The 19200-nt window shown below is 72.1% G+C and carries 16 protein-coding genes and 1 pseudogene; 11 read left to right on the top strand and 6 right to left on the bottom strand.

The genetic code is table 11. From position 1 onward, the window contains the following. The first annotated feature begins 144 nt into the window (after nucleotides 1-144). On the top strand, nucleotides 145-3060 hold the full coding sequence (locus ACIRVK_RS12410) for an SNF2-related protein (RefSeq protein WP_404245958.1): 2916 nt from the start codon (nucleotides 145-147) through the stop codon (nucleotides 3058-3060). Further along, entirely contained in the window at nucleotides 3057-4325 is a 1269-nt protein-coding gene (locus tag ACIRVK_RS12405; protein WP_404245956.1) for an SWF or SNF family helicase, read from the top strand. The genes ACIRVK_RS12410 and ACIRVK_RS12405 overlap by 4 nt, the downstream gene beginning before the upstream one ends. A 26-nt stretch (nucleotides 4326-4351) precedes the next feature. Here ACIRVK_RS12405 and ACIRVK_RS12400 read toward each other — a convergent pair whose 3' ends face one another. Both ACIRVK_RS12400 and xylA read right to left on the bottom strand, forming a co-directional pair. Then, nucleotides 4352-4579, bottom strand: a complete 228-nt coding sequence (locus tag ACIRVK_RS12400; protein ID WP_404245954.1) for a hypothetical protein — start codon at nucleotides 4577-4579, stop codon at nucleotides 4352-4354. 308 nt (nucleotides 4580-4887) lie between these two features. Then, the gene (xylA, locus tag ACIRVK_RS12395) at nucleotides 4888-6054 is read right to left on the bottom strand and encodes a xylose isomerase (RefSeq protein WP_404245953.1); all 1167 of its coding nucleotides are present in this window, start codon (nucleotides 6052-6054) and stop codon (nucleotides 4888-4890) included. 149 nt (nucleotides 6055-6203) lie between these two features. On the opposite strand from xylA, the gene xylB reads away from it, so the two are divergent. From xylB to adh, 7 genes are all read left to right on the top strand, one after another. Beyond that, entirely contained in the window at nucleotides 6204-7649 is a 1446-nt protein-coding gene (gene xylB / locus ACIRVK_RS12390; RefSeq protein WP_404245951.1) for a xylulokinase, read from the top strand. A 10-nt stretch (nucleotides 7650-7659) separates the two neighbouring features. Next, the gene (locus ACIRVK_RS12385; RefSeq protein ID WP_404245949.1) at nucleotides 7660-8868 is read left to right on the top strand and encodes an ROK family protein; all 1209 of its coding nucleotides are present in this window, start codon (nucleotides 7660-7662) and stop codon (nucleotides 8866-8868) included. A gap of 120 nt (nucleotides 8869-8988) precedes the next feature. Continuing rightward, nucleotides 8989-10251 (top strand): lanthionine synthetase LanC family protein, encoded by a 1263-nt coding sequence (locus tag ACIRVK_RS12380; RefSeq protein WP_404245947.1) that lies wholly within the window; start codon nucleotides 8989-8991, stop codon nucleotides 10249-10251. 324 nt (nucleotides 10252-10575) lie between these two features. Then, nucleotides 10576-11589 (top strand): acetamidase/formamidase family protein, encoded by a 1014-nt coding sequence (locus ACIRVK_RS12375; RefSeq protein WP_404245945.1) that lies wholly within the window; start codon nucleotides 10576-10578, stop codon nucleotides 11587-11589. A gap of 63 nt (nucleotides 11590-11652) precedes the next feature. Continuing rightward, entirely contained in the window at nucleotides 11653-12252 is a 600-nt protein-coding gene (locus ACIRVK_RS12370) for an N-acetylmuramoyl-L-alanine amidase (protein ID WP_404245943.1), read from the top strand. Nucleotides 12253-12322: 70 nt separating this feature from the next. Next, nucleotides 12323-13654 (top strand): GAF domain-containing protein, encoded by a 1332-nt coding sequence (locus tag ACIRVK_RS12365; RefSeq protein ID WP_404245941.1) that lies wholly within the window; start codon nucleotides 12323-12325, stop codon nucleotides 13652-13654. A gap of 106 nt (nucleotides 13655-13760) precedes the next feature. Next, a complete protein-coding gene (gene adh, locus ACIRVK_RS12360; RefSeq protein ID WP_404245940.1) occupies nucleotides 13761-15284 on the top strand; it encodes an aldehyde dehydrogenase in 1524 nt (507 codons plus the stop codon). A 169-nt stretch (nucleotides 15285-15453) separates the two neighbouring features. On the opposite strand, the gene ACIRVK_RS12355 is transcribed toward adh, so the two are convergent. Beyond that, entirely contained in the window at nucleotides 15454-15894 is a 441-nt protein-coding gene (locus ACIRVK_RS12355) for a TetR/AcrR family transcriptional regulator (protein WP_404245938.1), read from the bottom strand. Between ACIRVK_RS12355 and ACIRVK_RS12350 the strand changes: the two genes are divergently transcribed. Beyond that, nucleotides 15887-16348 carry an SDR family NAD(P)-dependent oxidoreductase gene (locus ACIRVK_RS12350; RefSeq protein ID WP_404246144.1) on the top strand — a complete coding sequence of 154 codons (462 nt, stop codon included), beginning with the start codon at nucleotides 15887-15889 and terminating at the stop codon, nucleotides 16346-16348. The genes ACIRVK_RS12355 and ACIRVK_RS12350 overlap by 8 nt on opposite strands. Here ACIRVK_RS12350 and ACIRVK_RS12345 read toward each other — a convergent pair. Next, nucleotides 16297-16849 (bottom strand): annotated as a pseudogene (locus ACIRVK_RS12345) (restriction endonuclease); the annotation flags it as partial. The gene ACIRVK_RS12350 and the pseudogene ACIRVK_RS12345 overlap by 52 nt on opposite strands. Nucleotides 16850-16939: 90 nt before the next feature. Here ACIRVK_RS12345 and ACIRVK_RS12340 point away from each other — a divergent pair. After that, on the top strand, nucleotides 16940-17674 hold the full coding sequence (locus ACIRVK_RS12340) for an MgtC/SapB family protein (protein ID WP_404245936.1): 735 nt from the start codon (nucleotides 16940-16942) through the stop codon (nucleotides 17672-17674). 97 nt (nucleotides 17675-17771) lie between these two features. Here ACIRVK_RS12340 and ACIRVK_RS12335 read toward each other — a convergent pair whose 3' ends face one another. Next, nucleotides 17772-18425, bottom strand: a complete 654-nt coding sequence (locus ACIRVK_RS12335) for a CoA transferase subunit B (RefSeq protein ID WP_404245934.1) — start codon at nucleotides 18423-18425, stop codon at nucleotides 17772-17774. After that, a complete protein-coding gene (locus ACIRVK_RS12330; RefSeq protein WP_404245932.1) occupies nucleotides 18422-19177 on the bottom strand; it encodes a CoA transferase subunit A in 756 nt (251 codons plus the stop codon). Before ACIRVK_RS12330 ends, ACIRVK_RS12335 begins: the two co-directional genes overlap by 4 nt. Between the last annotated feature and the right edge of the window lie 23 nt (nucleotides 19178-19200).

The raw sequence follows: 19200 nt of genomic DNA, 5'->3' as shown, positions 1-19200 counted from the left end.
TACGTACCGACGCCCTGCGGCGACCATGAGGCGGCCCCCCGTTCAGGTGCGGGGGGCAGCCAGTGGTGCGCAGGGGGGCTGACGACACCGCGGACCGGGATCGTCCGGTCCCGGTCTGGCCGGGCTGGGCCGACGGCCGCCGGAATGCTGTACCCTCAGCGGCTCCGACTCACGGTAGTCAAATTTGAGGAGTGCGGTCTCGCTGTGCAGAGGAACCTCGCAGCACCATCGTCGGAGATCTCCGAACTCGCCCGGTGTTGCGCCGTGTTCGTGCCGGGCGACCCCGCCCGCGCCGGCCTGGTGGCCTTCTGGCGGCCCGACGGCAGCGTCCCTCCGGTCGTCGCCGCCGGGACCGTCGGCCACCTGAGCGTCGTCCGGCCCGGCGACGGCGGTGTCGAGGCTGCCGACGTGCCGGCCGTCCTGCTGCCGGTACGTTCGGTCCTTCCCGTCCTGACACGCGCGCGTGTCGACGCGAACGGGCACCGGTCCACGGTGTTCTGGGGCGCGGCCACCGTCCTGGCCCTGCAGTTCCTGGCCCGGGGACTGCTGCTGCCGGGGCTGTCGTCCGGCGATCACGACGCCTGGCCCATCGGTCCGCTGTCCGGCGTGGACCTCGACCACGTCCGTGAACTCGCCGCCGCGATGCCGCCGGAGGCCCATGCCGTTCCGGTGGGCGGCGGCGAACCGCCACGCCTGCCCGTCCCGGAGCGGCTGCTGCGCGCCTTCCTGGACGCGGTGGCCGATGCCCTGCCCCGCTCCCCCGCGGCGCCACTCGTGACCGGTGGACCGGCCTACGCGGCACAGGAACCGCAGCGCATGCCCGAACTGCGCCCCTGGGCGGCCGATGTCGCCGCCGGCCACGACGCGGGCATACGGCTGTCCCTGCGCATCGAGGCAGCCGGACTCGCCGACCTGACAGACCCCGACGCTGCGATCGCCTTCCGGGCCGTGCCGCAGGTGCACAGCGTGAGCGAGCCGGGCGTCGTGACGGACGCCGCCGGCATCTGGGGCGACTCCCCCGACGCGGCGACGACGTTCGGCCCCCGCGCGCGGATGGACGTCCTGCTCGCGCTGCGCCGGGCGGCCCGGGCCTGGCCACCGCTCACGCCGCTGCTGTCGGCGGGCGTACCTGACCGGGTCGAGCTCGCCGACGACGAGACCACGGAGCTGCTCGGCGAGGGTGCCCGAGCCCTCGCCGAGGCCGGTGTGGAGGTCCACTGGCCGCGGGAACTCACCCGCGATCTGACCGCCCGTGCCGTGATCGGCCCACCGGAACAGGGGCCAAGCGCCCGCTCGGACGCACCGTCGTTCCTTTCCGCGGACGCGCTGCTCACCATCGGCTGGTGGTTCTCGCTCGGCGAGGAGCGGCTCACCCGGGAGGAAGTGGAGCGGCTCGCCGAGGCCGACCGGCCCGTGGTACGGCTGCGCGACCGTTGGGTTCTGGTCGACCCTCCGGAGGCGCACCGGGCCCGATCCCGGGAGGACCGGAAGATCACCCCCATGGAGGCCCTGGGCGCCGCGCTGACGGGCTCCACGGGGGTCGACGGCCACCGGGTCGACGTACGGCCCACGGGATGGCTGGAAGCCCTTCGGGAGCGGCTGGCGCGTCCGGAGGACCAGGAACCCGTCGAACAGCCCGCCGCGCTCGCTGCCGATCTGCGGGACTACCAGCGTCGCGGCCTGAGCTGGCTGGCGCGGATGACCTCGCTGGGCCTCGGGTGCTGTCTGGCCGACGACATGGGGCTCGGCAAGACGATCACGGTCATCGCGCTGCATCTGCGCCGCCAGACCGACGCGTCCACGGCCGGTCCGACGCTGGTGGTGTGTCCGACGTCCCTGCTGGGCAACTGGCAGCGCGAGATCGAGAGGTTCGCGCCCGGCACGCCCGTGCGCCGCTTCCACGGGTCCCGGCGCGGCCTGGACAGCCTCGCCGAGGGGGAGTGCGTGCTCACCACGTACGGCACCATGCGCCGGGACGCCGACCGGCTCGCCGAAGTGCCGTGGGGCATGGTCGTGGCGGACGAGGCACAGCACGTGAAGAACCCGTACTCGGCGGCCGCGCGGGCGCTGCGTTCCATCGGCGCACGCGCGCGCGTGGCGCTCACCGGCACTCCGGTGGAGAACAACCTGTCGGAGCTGTGGGCGATCCTCGACTGGACGACCCCGGGGCTGCTGGGCCGACTGGGCACCTTCCGCAGCCAGTACGCGTCGGCTGTCGAGGGCGGTGGGGATCCGGCCGCCGCGGAGCGGCTCGCTCGGCTGGTCCGACCGTTCCTGCTGCGCCGCCGCAAGTCGGACCCCGGCATCGCGCCGGAACTCCCGCCGAAGACGGAGACCGACCACGCTGTGTCCCTGACCACGGAACAGGCCGCTCTGTACGAGGCCGTGGTCCGCGAGACGCTCGCCGCGATCTCCGGCGCCGACACCATGGCGCGCCGCGGACTGATCGTGAAGCTGCTGACCGGGCTGAAGCAGATCTGCAACCACCCTGCGCAGTTCCTCAAGGAGGAACGGCCGCGGATCGCCGGCCGCTCGGGAAAGCTCGAACTGCTGGACGAGTTGCTCGACACGATCCTCTCCGAGGGGGCGGCTGTTCTGGTCTTCACCCAGTACGTGCGCATGGCACGCCTCCTCGAGCGGCATCTGACGGCCCGTGGCATCACCTCGCAGTTCCTGCACGGAGGAACGCCGGTCCCGGAACGCGAGGCGATGGTGGGGCGTTTCCAGGAGGGCCGAGTGCCGGTGTTCCTGCTGTCGTTGAAGGCGGCGGGAACGGGGCTGAACCTGACCCGGGCCGAGCACGTGGTGCACTACGACCGCTGGTGGAACCCGGCCGTGGAGGCTCAGGCCACCGACCGCGCGTACCGCATCGGCCAGAGTCGGCCCGTGCAGGTGCACCGGCTGATCGCCGAGGGGACCGTCGAGGACCGCATCGCCGACATGCTCGGCCGCAAGCGGGAACTGGCCGACGCGGTCCTCGGCTCGGGCGAGGCGGCGCTCACGGAGCTGACGGACGCCGAACTGACCGATCTGGTGCGGCTGCGAGGGGGCGCGCGATGACCACGGACCACGACGACACCGAGCGCACCTTCGCCGCTTTGCCACCCGCGCGCGGGCGAGGGTTCGCGCAGACCTGGTGGGGCCAGGCATGGCTGAAAGCGCTGGAGGACACGGCGCTGGACTCTCGGCAGCTGAAGGCGGGACGCGGGCTGGCGCGCGCGGGAGCCGTGGGCGCCGTCTCCGTACGCCCCGGGCGCGTCACAGCCGTGGTCCAGGACCGCGACCGTACGCCGCACCGGGCCGACGTGCTGCTGGAGGAGCTGAGCGGCGAGCAGTGGGACCGCTTCATGGACATGGCGGCCGAGCGGGCCGGTCATGTCGCGGCGCTGCTGGACCGGGAGATGCCGCCCCACCTGGTCGAGGACGCGGCGACGACCGGCGCCGAACTCCTGCCGGGCCTCGGCGACTTGGAGCCGGAGTGCGACTGCGGCGCCTGGGACCACTGCGCGCACACGGCCGCCCTCTGCTACCAGCTCGCCCGCCTGCTGGACCAGGACCCCTTCGTCCTGCTGCTGATGCGGGGGCGGGGCGAGCGCGCCCTGATGGACGGCCTCCAGGCCGGCGTCACAACGAGGCCGAGGGGAAGCTCCGAGCCGGAGGGGGTGGATGCAGCCGAGGCCTATGCGGACGGCGTCCTCCTGCCGCCGCTGCCCCCGCTGCCGGAGCCGCCCGGGGCACCCGGCGCTCCTCCGGCTCTGGACACCGAGGCCCCGCCGGCCCCCCGGGTGGATGCGAACGCGGTCCGGTACTTGGCCGCCTGCACCGCCGCAGAGGCGCATCGGCTGCTGGTCGCCGCAGTCCGGCCGGGGATCGAATCGCGACCCTGCGAGCCCGAGTTGACGGCGGCCCAGGATGCCGTGCGCCTCGCCGTCGGGATGCCCGGAACCGTAGTGGCGGAGCGCCTGGCACACGGCTCGGGGCGCGATCAGGAGGGGATGGCGCGGGCCACGCGCGCATGGGGCCTCGGTGGGGCGGCCGCCCTGTCCGTGCTGGAGGAGGAGGGCGGTGTCCCCGGTGAAACGCTCGCACGCGCGCATGCCACGATCGAGTCGGCCTGGGACGAGGACGAGCGGCCCTCCTTGCGGGCACAGGGCAACCGGTGGACGGTGGTGGGCGAACCGGCGCAGCTGCGGCTGGGGCGGGACGGGCGCTGGTGGCCGTACCGGAAGGAGCGTGGTCACTGGGTGCCGGCGGGAGGAGCGTGTCAGGATCCGGCGACGGCCCTGGCGTCACTGGACCCGCTCTCCGGAGACGAGGACGCCTGACTGCGAAGCCGGCCGGCCGATCGCCCTCACGGCAGGTTGAGGCCGAGCGACGGGATCAGCGACTCCAGGTCGCTCGGGACGCTGCTCGGCAGTTCGCTGGGCAACTTCGAGGGCAGTCGGCTGGGCAGCTCGGTCGGGATGCCGAGCGACCGCGAGGCTGAGGGGCTGGAGGTGTTGCTGCCGGCCGGTGACTTCCTGTCCGACGAGTCGTGACGACCGGCAGCCATCAGCACGATCACTACGACAACGGCCACCGCCGCGATGGCGGACAGAAGGACGACGAGCGGGTTCAGCCGCCTCTTCGATGGCGGAGGGTTCCGCCGGTCCCCTGCCGTCCCGAAGCTGACGGTGGGCGGTCCGAAACCGCCGTCGTGAGGCGGCGTCCCATCCGGCGGTCCGGGCGGCTGAGGCGGTAGGGGCGGCATGGCCATACCGTCCACGGTCGCCGTGAACCGGGCGCGGGGCGACCCCCGTACGGAGCTCGGTACGGATCCATGCCATGGACCGCACGATTCCGGAGCATTCCGTACGGAGATCGCTGGCGAGGCACCCGCGCGTGCGCTCAGCCGCGAGCCCCCAGCAGGTGATCCATGGCCAGCTGGTCGAGGCGCTCGAAGGCCATCCCGCGCGCGGCGGCCGCCTCGACGTCGAACTCCTCGAAGGCGCCGGTGTCCGCCAGCAGGGCCTGCAGGCCGTCCGCTGCGGTCGGCTGGGCCAGCTGGTCCAGGCGGGAGGCGCGCAGGGCCTCCTGTACCTCCGGGTCGGCCCGGAATGCGGCCGCACGCTCCTTGAGGATCAGGTAGTTGCGCATGCAGCCCGCGGCCGACGCCCACACGCCGTCGAGGTCCTCGGTCCGCGGGGGCTTGAAGTCGAAGTGGCGCGGGCCGTCGTAACCGGCGCTCTCCAGCAGGTCGACCAGCCAGAACGCGGCGCGCAGGTCTCCGGCGCCGAAGCGCAGGTCCTGGTCGTACTTGATGCCGGACTGGCCGTTGAGGTCGATGTGGAAGAGCTTGCCCGCCCACAGGGCCTGCGCGATGCCGTGCGGGAAGTTCAGCCCGGCCATCTGCTCGTGACCGACCTCGGGGTTGACGCCGTACAGCTCCGGGCGCTCCAGGCGCTCGATGAAGGCCAGGGCGTGACCGACGGTGGGCAGCAGGACGTCGCCGCGCGGCTCGTTCGGCTTGGGCTCGATGGCGAACTTCAGGTCGTAGCCCTGGGAGGTGACGTACTCGCCGAGGAGGTCGAAGGCCTCCTTCATGCGGTCCAGCGCCGCGCGCACGTCCTTGGCTCCGCCGGACTCGGCGCCCTCGCGGCCGCCCCAGGCGACGTAGATCTTCGCGCCGAGTTCGACCGCCAGGTCGATGTTGCGGATCGTCTTGCGCAGGGCGTAACGGCGCACGTCACGGTCGTTGGCGGTGAACGCGCCGTCCTTGAAGACGGGGTGCGTGAAGAGGTTGGTGGTGGCCATCGGCACGGTCATACCGGTCGTGTCGAGGGCCTGGCGGAAGCGCTTGATGTGGGACTCGCGCTCGGTGTCCGAGGATCCGAAGGGGATCAGGTCGTCGTCGTGGAAGGTGACTCCGTAGGCGCCGAGCTCGGCCAGGCGCTGCACCGTCTCGACCGGGTCGAGGGCACGCCGCGTGGCGTCGCCGAACGGGTCCCTTCCCTGCCAGCCGACGGTCCACAGGCCGAAGGTGAACCTGTCATCGGGGGTGGGCTGGTAGCTCATGCCGCGGCTCCTTGCTTGATTGCGACGCTTGCTCACGACTATTTTGTCATGGCGGTTTACAAACTAGTATGCGGACGCAGCCCTGGGAAGAGTGCAGGGTGCCTGTGACGGAACATCCCAGCTGAGCCGCGCACAAAAGGGAGAGCACGATGTCAGCAGCCGAGGGTCCGCTCGTCGTCGGCGTGGACACGTCCACCCAGTCCACCAAGGCGCTCGTCGTCGACGCGGCCACCGGGCAGGTCGTCGCGAGCGGCCAGGCGCCGCACACCGTCTCCTCCGGGGCGGGCCGGGAGAGTGACCCGCGCCAGTGGTGGGACGCCCTGTGCGAGGCGCTGCGCCAGTGCGGCGACGCGGCCCGCGAGGCCGCCGCGGTGTCGATCGGCGGACAGCAGCACGGCCTGGTCACGCTGGACGAGCGGGGCGAACCGGTCCGTCCGGCGCTGCTGTGGAACGACGTCCGCTCGGCGCCGCAGGCCCGCCGTCTGGTCGAGGAGCTGGGCGGCCCGAAGGCCTGGGCGGAGCGCACCGGAAGCGTGCCCGGCCCCTCGTTCACCGTCACGAAGTGGGCCTGGCTCGCGGAGAACGAGCCGGAGGCGATCCGCGCGACCAGGGCCGTACGCCTGCCTCACGACTACCTCACCGAGCGGCTGACCGGGCAGGGCACCACCGACCGCGGAGACGCCTCCGGCACCGGCTGGTGGGCCGCCGCGACGGAGTCGTACGACGAGGAGACCCTCGCGCGCGTGGGGCTCGAACCGGCGCTGCTGCCGCGGGTGGTGCGCCCCGGCGAGGTGGCGGGCACCGTGCGTGACGGCCACGACCTGCCGTTCTCCAAGGGCACCCTGGTCGCTCCGGGCACGGGCGACAACGCGGCCGCCGCCCTGGGCCTCGGGCTGCGGCCCGGGACGCCGGTGCTCAGCCTCGGCACGTCGGGCACGGTGTATGCCGTGTCCAAGCGGCGGCCCGCGGACCCGACCGGCACGGTGGCGGGCTTCGCCGACGCGCACGGCGACTGGCTGCCACTGGCCTGCACCCTGAACTGCACGCTCGCCGTCGACCGTGTCGCGACCCTGCTCGGCCTGGACCGCGAGGCCGTGGAGCCCGCCACGGGCGTCACCCTGCTGCCCTACCTGGACGGCGAGCGCACCCCGAACCTGCCGGGCGCCTCGGGCCTGCTGCACGGCCTGCGTCACGACACGACCGCCAGCCAGCTGCTGCAGGCCGCCTACGACGGTGCCGTGCACTCGCTGCTCGGGGCGCTGGACCTGGTCCTGGACGAGGACGCGGACCGCTCCGTCCCGCTGCTGCTCATCGGCGGCGGCGCCCGCGGCACTGCCTGGCAGCAGACCGTACGGCGGCTGTCGGGCCGCGCGGTCCAGGTGCCCGAGGCCAAGGAGCTGGTCGCGCTCGGCGCCGCTGCGCAGGCGGCGGGCCTGCTGACCGGTGAGGACCCGGGCTCGGTCGCCCGGCGCTGGAACACCGCCGCGGGTCCCGTGCTGGAGGCGGTGGAGCGGGACGAGGAGACGCTGGCCAGGATCGCCGGGGTACTCTCCGACGCGGCCCCGCTGCTGGAGCGGAGCACCGACAGCCGTTGAGGACGGGGGCATGAGCGCACCGCTGCACGAGGCGCACCCGGCCGGCCCGGGCCGGGTGTTGCCGGACACCCAGCAGGGCATGCGCCGGCGCAACCTCGCGCGCGTGATGCACGCCGTCAGCGCCGAGGGGCCCCTCTCCCGTGCCGCCGTCGCCTCGCGCATAGGGCTGACCCGGGCCGCTGTGTCGACGCTGGTCGACGAACTCATACGCTCGGGGCTGCTGGAGGAGCTGGGCCCCGAGCGGCCCGGCCGGGTGGGACGGCCCGGCTCGGCTCTCGCCGTCAGCGGCCGCGGTCCCGCCGGGATCGGCGCCGAGATCGGCGTGGACCACCTCGCGGTCTGCGCGGTCGACCTGCGCGGAGAGGTACGCGCGCGTGCCGTCCGGCACGGTACGAACCGCGGCCGCTCCCCCGGACCGGTGATCGACGAGCTCACGAAGCTGGTGCGCCGGGTCGTCACCGAGGCGGAGGACCAGGGGCTGTGGTCCGCGGGGCTCGCGGTGGCCGTGCCCGGTCTGATCGCCCGCGACGCCCGTACCGTCGTCCGGGCACCGAACCTGGACTGGCACGACACCGACCTCGGCGCCCTGCTCCCCCGGGACCACTCGCTGACCGTCGACAACGAGGCCAACTTCGGCGCCCTCGCGGAACTCTGGCTGGGCGGGGGTACTTCGCGCGACTTCCTGCACGTGTCGGCGGAGATCGGCATCGGCGCGGCGGTCGTCGTGGCCGGTGGACTGCTGCGCGGGACACGGGGTTTCGCGGGCGAACTGGGACATGTGCCGGTGCGTCCGGACGGACCCGCGTGCCCATGCGGCGGACGGGGGTGCCTGGAGCAGTACGCCGGTGAGGAGGCGGTGCTGCGTGCGGCGGGCCTGGAGCCGGGCGAGGACCGTGTCGGACTGCTCGCGGGCCGGGCCGCCGAGGGTGACGAGGCCGTACGGCGTGCGCTGCGCGATGCCGGCAGGGCGCTCGGCATCGCCCTGACCGGTGCGGTCAATCTGCTCGACCCCGAGAGCGTGGTGCTCGGTGGCGCGCTGGCCGGGCTCGCGCCCTGGCTGCTGCCCTCGCTGGAGGCCGAGTTGGACCGGCGCACGGCGGGTCCTGCCTGTCCGGTGTCGGTGTCGCGACTGGGTTCCGAGGGTCCGTTGCTGGGCGCTGCGCACTCGGTGGTGCGGGCGGTGCTCGACGACCCCGCCGCGGTGGCCGAACGCGCCTGATCGGGGTGCCGCGAAAGTCATCTGCCCGTAGTGGGCGGGCAGTTGTAGCGTGTCCGGGTGACGGCGAGCGGCGGATATCGGGAACTGGGCGAGGCGGCCTGGTCGTGAGTACTGGACCAGGTGCGCGAGGACGACGGCCCCTGGCTGCCGGAGGTGGTCTCGGAGCAGGAGCCGGATCCGGCGCCCGACAAGGACCGCGACACGCTGTACGCGGGGATCGCCGGACTGGCCCCGGTGCTGGCGGAGATCACGCGGTACCGGGAACTCGACGAACGGGAGCGGACCCTCGCGGCAGGGATCGTGAACAGGCTGTCGGCGCAGGCCCAGGAGCGTACGGAACCGTCCCTCTACGACGGCCTGGCGGGCGACGCCATGGCGTTGAAGCTCCTGTCCCCGGGCACGGAGTCGATCCCACTGCGGCGACTCGCCGAGCTGGCGGACGTCGACGGCTGGAAGACCACGGTCGAGTTCGAACCGGGCTCCGACGCGCCCCTGAACGACATCATCATGGGCGCCGCCGGCGTGATCATGACGGCGGTCTGGGCGGGCGGAGAGTACGCCGAGGCGATCGCGACGACGGGCGGAGAGGCCCTCCTGAGGGCGGCGGACCGCACGGAGGCCGGTCTCGACTGGGGGATCGCACCGGATACCCGGTGGCGGGCACCCAACTACTCGCACGGCACGGCCGGGGTCGCCTCGGCGCTGGCGGTGGCGGGCAGGGCCCTGGGCCGTGACGACTTCGTGGCCGCCGCGGTGGAGGGGGCCCGGCACGTCCTGTCGGTGGGCTCGTTGGAGGACGGCGGCTTCGTCGTCCCGCACACGATCCCGCCCTCGACACGCGAGGTGGAACCGGTGACGTACACCTGGTGCCACGGACCGGCGGGCACCTCGCACCTGTTCGCGGCGCTGGTGCACGCCGGGGTGACGGAGGTGGCTGGGCTCAGCGTGGACGAGCTGCGGCACCGGTGCCTGACCTCGATCCTCACGTCCGGCCTGCCGGAACGTCTCCGCCCCGGATTCTGGGACAACGACGGCCGCTGCTGCGGAACGGCGGGCGTGGGGGACGTACTGCTCGACGCGGCGCAGGACTTCGCCGGCACGGCAGAGGCGGAAAACCTGGTGCGGGCGGCGCGGGTGATGGGTGACGCGTTGGTGGAGCGGGCGATCAGGGACGAGGCGGGTGCCCGCTGGCGCTTCCTCGAACACCGCAAGGACCCGTCGCTGCTTCCGCCGGGCACGGCGTGGATGCAGGGCGCGGCGGGCATCGCCGCCTATCTTCTGCGCCTCGACCGGTACCTGGAGCACGGTCCGGACGCCGCGGTGGTGGACCGCCCGGACGAGTGGTGGGCGGTGCCGGAGCGCCTGCGCGTCACAGCCCCATGAGCTGGGCGCGGCTCGCTGACCTCGACCTGCGGGGGGATGACGATCACTGGTGCGAGTGACGAAGTTTTCCACATCCGCGCCTTCGTCCACCGAAGCACTCGGCGCCCTTCTGCCCAACCGGCAAGGCCCGTACCGTGATCCACACGAGGCCACCTCGGTCCAGACCGGCGGACGCCTCACGGACTGGCGTGAATTGAGGGGGATTCACATGGCGGCGAAAAGAGCGGTAGGGCCCATACGGGACACGGGCGGGATTCCGCCGCCGACGGTACATCTGGACTCACCCGGCCACACCAGCCCCGCGCAGAACGGAGCAGCACAGCGATGAACGACCCCCGGATCCTGACCGTCCGGCCCGAACCGCACGAATACGCGTGGACGTTCGGCGGCGCGCCGCCCGTGGCACGGATCGCACCGGGCACGGTCCTTGACCTGTACACGGAGGACTGCTTCGCCGGGCGGGTGCGGTCCGAGAAGGACCTGGTGTCCGAGGTGTGCGAGTTCCCCTTCCTCAACCCGCAGACCGGCCCCTTCCACGTGGAGGGCGCCGAGCCGGGCGACACGGTCGCCGTGCACTTCGTGTCGATCGAACCGGCCCGCGACTGGGCCGCCTCGACCACGGTCCCCCTGTTCGGCGCCCTCACCTCCACGCACACCACAGCCACCCTGCAGCCGCCTTTGCCCGAGACCGTCTGGATCTGGCAGCTCGACCGGACCCGGCGCACGGCGCTGTTCCGGGCGCACGACAGCGAGATCGAGGCCGAACTGCCCATCGACCCGATGCACGGCACGGTGGGAGTGGCCCCCGCCAACCTCGAGGTCCGCTCGGCCCTGGTACCCGACGCGCATGGCGGGAACATGGACACGCCGGAGATGCGAGCCGGTGTGACGGCCTACTTCGGGGTGAACGTCGAGGGCGCGCTGCTCAGCCTCGGCGACGGACACGCGCGGCAGGGCGAGGGGGAGACCTGCGGGGTCGCCGTCGAGTGCGCCATGAACACGGTGGTGATCGTCGAACTGCTCAAGGGGCTCGCCACACCGTGGCCCCGTATCGAGTCGGACACGCACATCATCTCGACGGGTTCGGCACGCCCGCTGGAGGACGCGTTCCGGATATCCCAGCTCGACCTGGTGCAGTGGCTCGTGCGCGACTACGGATTCAGCGAGCTGGACGCCTACCAGTTCGCGACCCAGGCGGTGGAGTCGCCGTTGGCCAACGTGTGCGACACCAACTACACCTGCGTGGCCAAGATCCGCAAGGAGTGGCTGCCGGCGCGCGAGACTCACCGCGGGATACACGACCGGCTGCGCGAGACCGCGGCGACGCTGCTGCGCTGACCACCGGGACTTCTCGCCGGCCGGCCCTCCTCGCCGCCCCCCACGTTCGAAAGGCACGGCTCCATGGAGCGAGAAAGACCGAGCACCACCCGGCGACTGTTCCTGAAGGGCGCGGCCCTCGCCGCCGTCCCGTACGCCCTGCTGCCCGACCCCCAGGCCGGAGCGCAGGTCCAGTCCCCCGACTACCCGCCCGCCGAGTGGCAGGAGGCGAGCACCTCCAACTACACGGTGTCCGACCGTCCTGCGGCCTATTCCCTGGACTACGTGGTCATCCACGTCACCCAGGAGACGTACACCAAGACGATCCGCATCTTCCAGAACCCGCAGAAGGCGGTGTCCGCGCACTACCTGGTGCGCTCGGCCGACGGCCACGTGACGCAGTGCGTGCGCGAGGCCGACGTCGCCTGGCACGCGGGGAACTGGGACTACAACACACGCAGCATCGGCATCGAACACGAAGGGTGGGTGGACCAACCGGTCTACTTCACGGACGCCCTGTACGAGCAGTCGGCGAGGCTCACGGCGACGGTCTGCGACCGGTACGGCATCCCGAAGGACCGGGCGCACATCATCGGGCACTACGAGGTGCCGGGAACGGACCACACGGACCCCGGACCCCACTGGGACTGGTCGCGCTACATCAGAATGGTCAACTTCGCTTGACCGGGACGGCAGGCGAACGTTCGGGTGAGCACGGTCAAGGAGGTTGTCCGAGCGCGTACGGGGAGTGACGATGTCCCCAGCCGCATCACCTCTCGGGGAGGCCGACTTGACCGATCCATGGGTGGCCCTGGAACCGGGGGCCGACCCTGCCGAACACGCGCGGATGCTGCGTCGCGCGCACGAGACGTTCACCGAGGCCGGGACGGTGACGCGGCCCGTGCGTTCGGTGGTCGCCGAGTCGTGGCGGCGTTCCGCGCGGGCCGGTGTCGGGGTCGACGGGACGGCGAGCGTGGACCTGGTGGACGGGGAGCTCGGCGCCTACCGGGCCGAGCATCCGCTGGCTCGGGTGATGCCCCTGTTCCGGGAGCTGCTGGGGACCTTCGCCGCCGACGGGGAACATCTGCTCGCGGTGTGCGACGCGTACGGGAGGCTGCTGTGGGTGGAGGGGGATCCGACGACCCGGCAGCGCGCGGGGCGGATGAACTTCGTGCCGGGGGCGCGGTGGGCGGAGTCCGCGATGGGCACCAACGCGCCGGGCACGGCGGTCGCCGTCGACCGGCCCGTGCAGGTCTTCGCGGCTGAGCACTTCATCCGTCGCGTGCAGCCGTGGACGTGCGCGGCGGCTCCGGTGCACGATCCGCGCACCGGGCGGGTGCTGGGCGCCGTGGACATCACCGGCGGGGACCGGCTGGCTCATCCGCACAGCCTGGGCTTCGTGCAGGCGGTCGCGCGGGCGGCCGAGTCCCAGCTGGCGCTGCTGGTTCCCGAGCGCCCCGCCGCCGACACGCCGGAGCTGACGGCGCTGGGCCGGGACGAGGCCCAACTCGTCGTCGAAGGCCGGCGGATCAGGCTCAGCCGGCGGCACAGCGAGATCCTCGTCCTGCTGTCCCGGCATCCGGAGGGCCTGACGGGCGACGAACTGCTGTGCGCGCTGTACGAGGACGAGTCGGTCACTCCGGTGACCCTGCGCGCGGAACTGGCCCGGTTGCGCCGGGTGCTGGGCCCCGAACTGCTGGGGTCGCGGCCGTACCGGCTCAGTGTGCCGGTCGAGTCCGACGTTGCCGCCGTCGAGCGGCGCCTGGAGACCGGAGCGGTCACCGCGGCCGCACGGGCGTACACCGGGCCACTGCTGCCCGGTTCGCAGGCTCCGGCGGTGGCGCGGCTCAGGCACCGCCTCGCCGACGGTCTGCGCACGGCGCTGATCGCCCGCCGTGATCCGGATCTGCTCGCCGACTGGGCGCACGCGCCCTGGGGCGAGGAGGACCTGGAGGTGTGGCGGGCTCTGGCGGCGGTGCGGCCCACGCCGACGGTCCGGTCCCGGCTCACCGCACTGGAGTCCGAGCTGGGGACATCGGCCGACCGGTCCGCGGTCACGAATCGCCGCAAGGGAACGCATTCCTGACCGCCGGACCACGGCGCACAGCAACGTGGTTGCAACGTCTCCGTCCCTAGCCTCCTCGCGAAAGCTGCCCAACGGCGGGCAGCGCTTCTGAAGGAGGCCCATCCGCATGACCCGTTACGCTGCGCCAGGCACCGAGGGCGCGATCGTCTCCTACCAGGCGCGCTACGACCACTTCATCGGGGGCGAGTACGTACCGCCGGCCCGCGGGCAGTACTTCGAGAACCCGTCGCCGGTGAACGGACAGCCGTTCACCGAGATCGCCCGGGGCACGGCGGAGGACGTGGAGCGGGCGCTCGACGCGGCGCACGCGGCCGCCGCGACCTGGGGGCGTACGTCGGTGACCGAGCGCTCCGACATCCTGCTGAAGATCGCCGACCGTATGCAGGCCAACCTCGCGCAGCTCGCGGTCGCCGAGAGCTGGGAGAACGGCAAGCCGGTGCGCGAGACGCTGGCCGCCGACATCCCGCTCGCCATCGACCACTTCCGCTACTTCGCCGGGGCGATCCGGGCGCAGGAGGGCTCACTCGGCGAGGTCGACGACGACACGGTGGCATACCACTTCCATGAGCCGCTCGGTGTGGTCGCGCAGATCATCCCGTGGAACTTCCCGATCCTGATGGCGACGTGGAAGCTGGCTCCGGCGCTGGCCGCCGGCAACGCGGTCGTGCTGAAGCCCGCCGAGCAGACCCCGGCGTCCATCCACTACTGGCTGAGCCTGGTCACCGACCTCCTGCCGCCCGGTGTCCTCAACATCGTCAACGGCTTCGGCGTGGAGGCGGGCAAGCCGCTCGCGTCCAGCCCGCGCGTGGCGAAGGTGGCGTTCACCGGTGAGACCACGACCGGCCGGCTGATCATGCAGTACGCCTCGGAGAACATCACTCCGGTCACCCTCGAGCTGGGCGGCAAGTCGCCGAACATCTTCTTCGCGGACGTCTGGTCGGCGGACGACGACTTCCGGGACAAGGCGCTCGAGGGCTTCACGATGTTCGCGCTCAACCAGGGCGAGGTGTGCACCTGCCCGTCCCGGGCGCTGGTCCAACGGGGTCACTACGCCGAGTTCATGGAGGCGGCCGTCGCCCGCACCGAGCTCATCAGGACCGGCCACCCGCTCGACACGGACACCATGATCGGCGCGCAGGCCTCCAACGACCAGTTGGAGAAGATCCTCTCCTACCTGGACATCGGCCGGCAGGAGGGCGCCAAGGTCCTCACCGGCGGCGAACGCATCGAGCACGACGGCGAGTTGAAGGGCGGCTACTACGTCCAGCCGACCATCTTCGAGGGCGACAACCGTATGCGGATCTTCCAGGAGGAGATCTTCGGTCCGGTCGTCTCAGTGACCTCCTTCGACGACTTCGACGACGCCATCAAGATCGCCAACGACACGTTGTACGGCCTCGGGGCCGGCGTGTGGACACGGGACGTCAACACGTCCTACCGCGCGGGCCGCGCCATCCAGGCCGGGCGTGTGTGGACGAACTGCTACCACGCCTACCCGGCGCACGCGGCGTTCGGCGGCTACAAGGGGTCGGGCATCGGCCGGGAGACGCACAAGATGATGCTGGAGCACTATCAGCAGACGAAGAATCTGCTGGTGAGCTACTCACCGAAGAAGCTGGGATTCTTCTAGACGCCCGAAGAGCAGGCGCCTGACCTGGGCTTTTGCCCACCAGGCGCCTTTGTCTCCGACCGCTCGGTCCGCCAACGAGCACGAGTTCGAGCGGCTGATGGAGCCCTTCATGAGGATGCTCGCCGCTCCGGCCGACGTCGAAGAGCCCCGCCCCAGTTCACGGTGTTCATCAGTGGCCGGAGCTCGAACCCTCCGCGGGTAGCGCCGCCACCGCACGGGCGATCTCCTGCCTGAGCTGGTCCATGTCGAAGTCGGGGCCCAGCACCATGCGCCGGAGCTGTGGCATCGCGACGCTCCAGCTGGCCAGGGCGAGGGTGAGGAACACGCGGGTTCGGGCGTCGGCGTCCGGTTCCCCGGCCTGCGCGGCGGTCACCTGGTCGCCGTAGTGCGCGGTGCGCTCCTGATCCGCGGGGACCGGCCCGTCACCGATCTCCAGCGCCTCCCACATCACCAGGCGCAGGGCCTCGGGGTGGGCTCGGTGGTACTCGAAAAGCCGCTCCGAATAGCCGGGCAGCTCCTCGGACGGGGGGACGGCCTCGGCCGAGGCGGCAGCCGCCGCCGAGCTTGTCGACCGCACCTCCCGCGCTCTCGGCCCCGTCGACCTGCTCATCGCGGGAGCCGGCGTCGGAAAGCAGCTCGCCTGGACCGACGTCGACGTCGACACCTGGGACACCACCATGGCCGTCAACGTCCGCGCCCCCTTCCTCATGGTCCAGGCCGCCCTTCCCGGCATGGTCTTCATCTCGTCCATCGCCGCCCTCAACGGCGGGGTCATCGGCCCGCACCACGCCGCCGGCAAGGCGGCCCTGCACGGGCTCACCCATTCCCTGGCGTCCGGTGTCGCCGCCGCCGGCGTCACGGTCAACGCCCTCGCGCCCGCGCTCGTCGCAGGCACCCGGATCCTGCCCGCAGTCGCCGGCGAGGGCGGGAGACTCCCCGCGCCCATCCCGGTCGGACGACTCGGCACGCCCGACGAGGTCGCCGCCATGGCCACGTCGATGGTCACCAACGGCTACCTGACCAACAAGGTGATCACTCTCGACGGCGGTCTGTACCCCCGCTGAGCGCGGCGCCGTCCCCGCCCTGCCCCGGACGTGCGCCACCTTGATCGCGTGGGCAGCCGCGCCGAGCTCGTGCGCGGCGACGTGTGCGACGACTGCGGCTTGGCCGTCCGTGTGCCGCCGCCGCTTCCGTTCAGCGGGATCAGGGTCTCCAGATGGGCACCCCTGACCCAGGAACCCAGCAGGTCCCGGTGCATGGCCACGATGTCATGACGCGCCGCCAGCCCGAGGGCCTCCCTGGTGAAGGTGCGGCCCGTGGTGACGAACAGGGCGACGTCCGCCCCGTGTTCGAGCCGAGCGGTGCCGACGAACTTCTGCATGTCCTGCGAGGACACGTTGCGGTCCGGCGCGTATTTCTTGCACTGGACGACAAGTTTGCGGCCGTCGAAGAGGTAGCCGACCACGGTCGGCGCCCAGGTCGCCGCTCCTGCCGCTGACGACGACCTTCGTACAGCCGTCCCGTCGGCACAGGTCGGCGACGTATCGCTCGAAGTCCTGCCAGGAACTGAAAGTCCTGCTCGGCCTGGACAAGAGGGTCGTCCTTGCTGGGTAGGCGACAACGCATGCCGGTACGCGAGTGACGGGAAGGTGCGCATGACGGGGCTGGCGGCGCCGTTGTGGGACGTCCACAACGGGCAGGGGCTGAGGCAGCTGGGCGAGTTGGGGCTGGCGCTGCTGCTGTCGAGCCTCATCGGGTGGGAGCGGGCGGCTCAGCAGAAGAGCGCGGGGCTGCGCACCCACACCCTGGTGGGGATCGCGAGCGCGCTGATGATGGAGGTCTCCCAGCACGGCTTCACCGGCGTCCTGGGGCTGGAGAACGTCTCCTTCGACCCCTCCCGGGTCGCCGCCCAGATCGTGTCCGGGATCGGGTTCATCGGCGGGGGCCTGATCTTCGTGCGACGGGATGCGGTACGGGGTCTGACCACCGCGGCGACCGTCTGGCTGACCTGCGCGGTCGGCATGGCCTGCGGCGGTGGGCTGCCGGTCCTCGCGCTGGCCACCACCGCGCTGCACTTCCTCGTGGTACGCGGCTATCCGCTGCTGTCCGCCCGCCTGATACCCGGCACCGCGGCTTCCGCCGTGGAGGCCCGGCTGACGTACCGCACCGGTACGGCGCTGCTGCCCCGCCTGATGGAGACCTGCACCCGGCGAGGCTTCCGCATCGTGCAGGTCAAGGTCGAGCGGCTGCCCGGCCGCACGGACGACGCCGCCCGCGTGGTCCTGGGCCTGGAGGGCACCGAGGATCCGGCACAGCTCGCCTCGGAGCTCTTCCAGGACGACGGAGTGATCGATGTGGAGATGGCCACGACCAGAGCGGACGACGAGTAGGCAAGCGGTGCGTCGCGGTGCCCTTGCGCTGGCCGTGGCTCCTTCCTGTGAGACGCGATCACCCACCACGCGGCCCGCGACCTGGTGTGACGCTCCCTCAGCGGTGGACCGGGGCGTCGGTGCGGGCGGCGATGTCCTCGAAGGTGACCCCGGGTGCCGTCTCGACGAGCGCGAGGCCGTTCGGGGTGACGTCGAGGACGCCGAGGTCGGTGATGATCCGGTGGACGCAGCGCTCGCCGGTGAGGGGCAGGGTGCATTCGGTGAGGATCTTGGGGGTGCCGTCCTTGGCGGTGTGTTCCATCAGGACGATGACGCGGCGGGCGCCGTGGACGAGGTCCATGGCACCGCCCATGCCCTTGACCATCTTGCCGGGGATCATCCAGTTGGCCAGGTCGCCGGCGGCGGAGACCTGCATGGCGCCCAGCACCGCGGTGTCGATGTGCCCGCCGCGGATCATGCCGAAGGACAGCGCCGAGTCGAAGAAGCTCGCGCCGGGCAGGACGGTGACGGTCTCCTTGCCCGCGTTGATCAGGTCGGGGTCCACCTCGTCCTCGGTGGGGTAGGGGCCGGTGCCGAGGATGCCGTTCTCGGAGTGCAGGACGACGTGGACGCCGGGCGGGAGGTGGCCCGGGATGAGGGTGGGCAGGCCGATGCCGAGGTTGGCGTAGGAGCCGTCGGCGAGTTCGGCGGCGGCGCGCGCGGCCATCTGGTCGCGGGCCCAGCCGGGCGCGGTACGGACGGGGACGCTCATGCGCGGACGGTCCTCTTCTCTATGTGCTTGTCGGCCGCCTCGGCGGGGGTCAGTTCGACGATCCGCTGGACGAAGACGCCCGGCAGGTGGACCGCGTCGGGGCTCAACTCCCCCGGCTCGACGAGTTCTTCGACCTCCGCGAGGGTGACGCGGCCGGCCATGGCCGCGAGGGGGTTGAAGTTGGCGGCGGCCCTGCGGAAGACCAGGTTGCCGTGCCGGTCGCCGCGCCAGGCCCGTACGAGGGCGAAGTCGGTGGTGATGGCGTGCTCCAGGACGTACGGGCGGTCGGCGAAGGTGCGTGTCTCCTTCGCCGGGGAGGCGACGGTGACCGTGCCGTCGGCCGCGTGGCGCCAGGGCAGGCCGCCGTGGGCGACCTGGGTGCCCACGCCCGCGGGGGTGTAGAAGGCGGGGATGCCCGCTCCCCCGGCGCGCAGCCGTTCGGCGAGGGTGCCCTGGGGCACCAGCTCCACCTCCAGTTCGCCCGAGAGGTACTGCCGGGCGAACTCCTTGTTCTCACCCACGTAGCTGCCCGTGACGCGGGCGATCCGGCCGTCGCCCAGCAGGACGCCCAGTCCGCGCCCGTCCACGCCGCAGTTGTTCGACACGACCTCCAGGCCGGTGGCGCCCTGTGCGTGGAGGGCATGGATGAGCACCTCGGGGATACCGCTGAGGCCGAACCCGCCGACAGCGAGGGACGCCCCGTCGGGAATGTCGGCCACCGCCTCCGCGGCGCTCGAACAGACCTTGTCCATGGGGTGAGTGGGCCTTTCTGCTG

It is taken from the genome of Streptomyces sp. NPDC101152 (assembly GCF_044768275.1).
Classification (GTDB): domain Bacteria; phylum Actinomycetota; class Actinomycetes; order Streptomycetales; family Streptomycetaceae; genus Streptomyces.
The sequence above is the reverse complement of the archived record's forward strand: the minus strand, read 5'-3'. Positions and strand labels throughout refer to the sequence as shown.

What these genes read in the sequence shown, in the direction of transcription:
- ACIRVK_RS12410 (WP_404245958.1), top strand. Translation starts at nt 145, where the DNA reads ATGCTGTACCCTCAGCGGCTCCGACTCACGGTAGTCAAATTTGAGGAG.
- ACIRVK_RS12405 (WP_404245956.1), top strand. Translation starts at nt 3,057, where the DNA reads ATGACCACGGACCACGACGACACCGAGCGCACCTTCGCCGCTTTGCCA.
- xylA (WP_404245953.1), bottom strand. Translation starts at nt 6,054, where the DNA reads ATGAGCTACCAGCCCACCCCCGATGACAGGTTCACCTTCGGCCTGTGG.
- xylB (WP_404245951.1), top strand. Translation starts at nt 6,204, where the DNA reads ATGTCAGCAGCCGAGGGTCCGCTCGTCGTCGGCGTGGACACGTCCACC.
- ACIRVK_RS12385 (WP_404245949.1), top strand. Translation starts at nt 7,660, where the DNA reads ATGAGCGCACCGCTGCACGAGGCGCACCCGGCCGGCCCGGGCCGGGTG.
- ACIRVK_RS12375 (WP_404245945.1), top strand. Translation starts at nt 10,576, where the DNA reads ATGAACGACCCCCGGATCCTGACCGTCCGGCCCGAACCGCACGAATAC.
- ACIRVK_RS12370 (WP_404245943.1), top strand. Translation starts at nt 11,653, where the DNA reads ATGGAGCGAGAAAGACCGAGCACCACCCGGCGACTGTTCCTGAAGGGC.
- ACIRVK_RS12365 (WP_404245941.1), top strand. Translation starts at nt 12,323, where the DNA reads ATGTCCCCAGCCGCATCACCTCTCGGGGAGGCCGACTTGACCGATCCA.
- adh (WP_404245940.1), top strand. Translation starts at nt 13,761, where the DNA reads ATGACCCGTTACGCTGCGCCAGGCACCGAGGGCGCGATCGTCTCCTAC.
- ACIRVK_RS12355 (WP_404245938.1), bottom strand. Translation starts at nt 15,894, where the DNA reads ATGAGCAGGTCGACGGGGCCGAGAGCGCGGGAGGTGCGGTCGACAAGC.
- ACIRVK_RS12340 (WP_404245936.1), top strand. Translation starts at nt 16,940, where the DNA reads ATGACGGGGCTGGCGGCGCCGTTGTGGGACGTCCACAACGGGCAGGGG.
- ACIRVK_RS12335 (WP_404245934.1), bottom strand. Translation starts at nt 18,425, where the DNA reads ATGAGCGTCCCCGTCCGTACCGCGCCCGGCTGGGCCCGCGACCAGATG.
- ACIRVK_RS12330 (WP_404245932.1), bottom strand. Translation starts at nt 19,177, where the DNA reads ATGGACAAGGTCTGTTCGAGCGCCGCGGAGGCGGTGGCCGACATTCCC.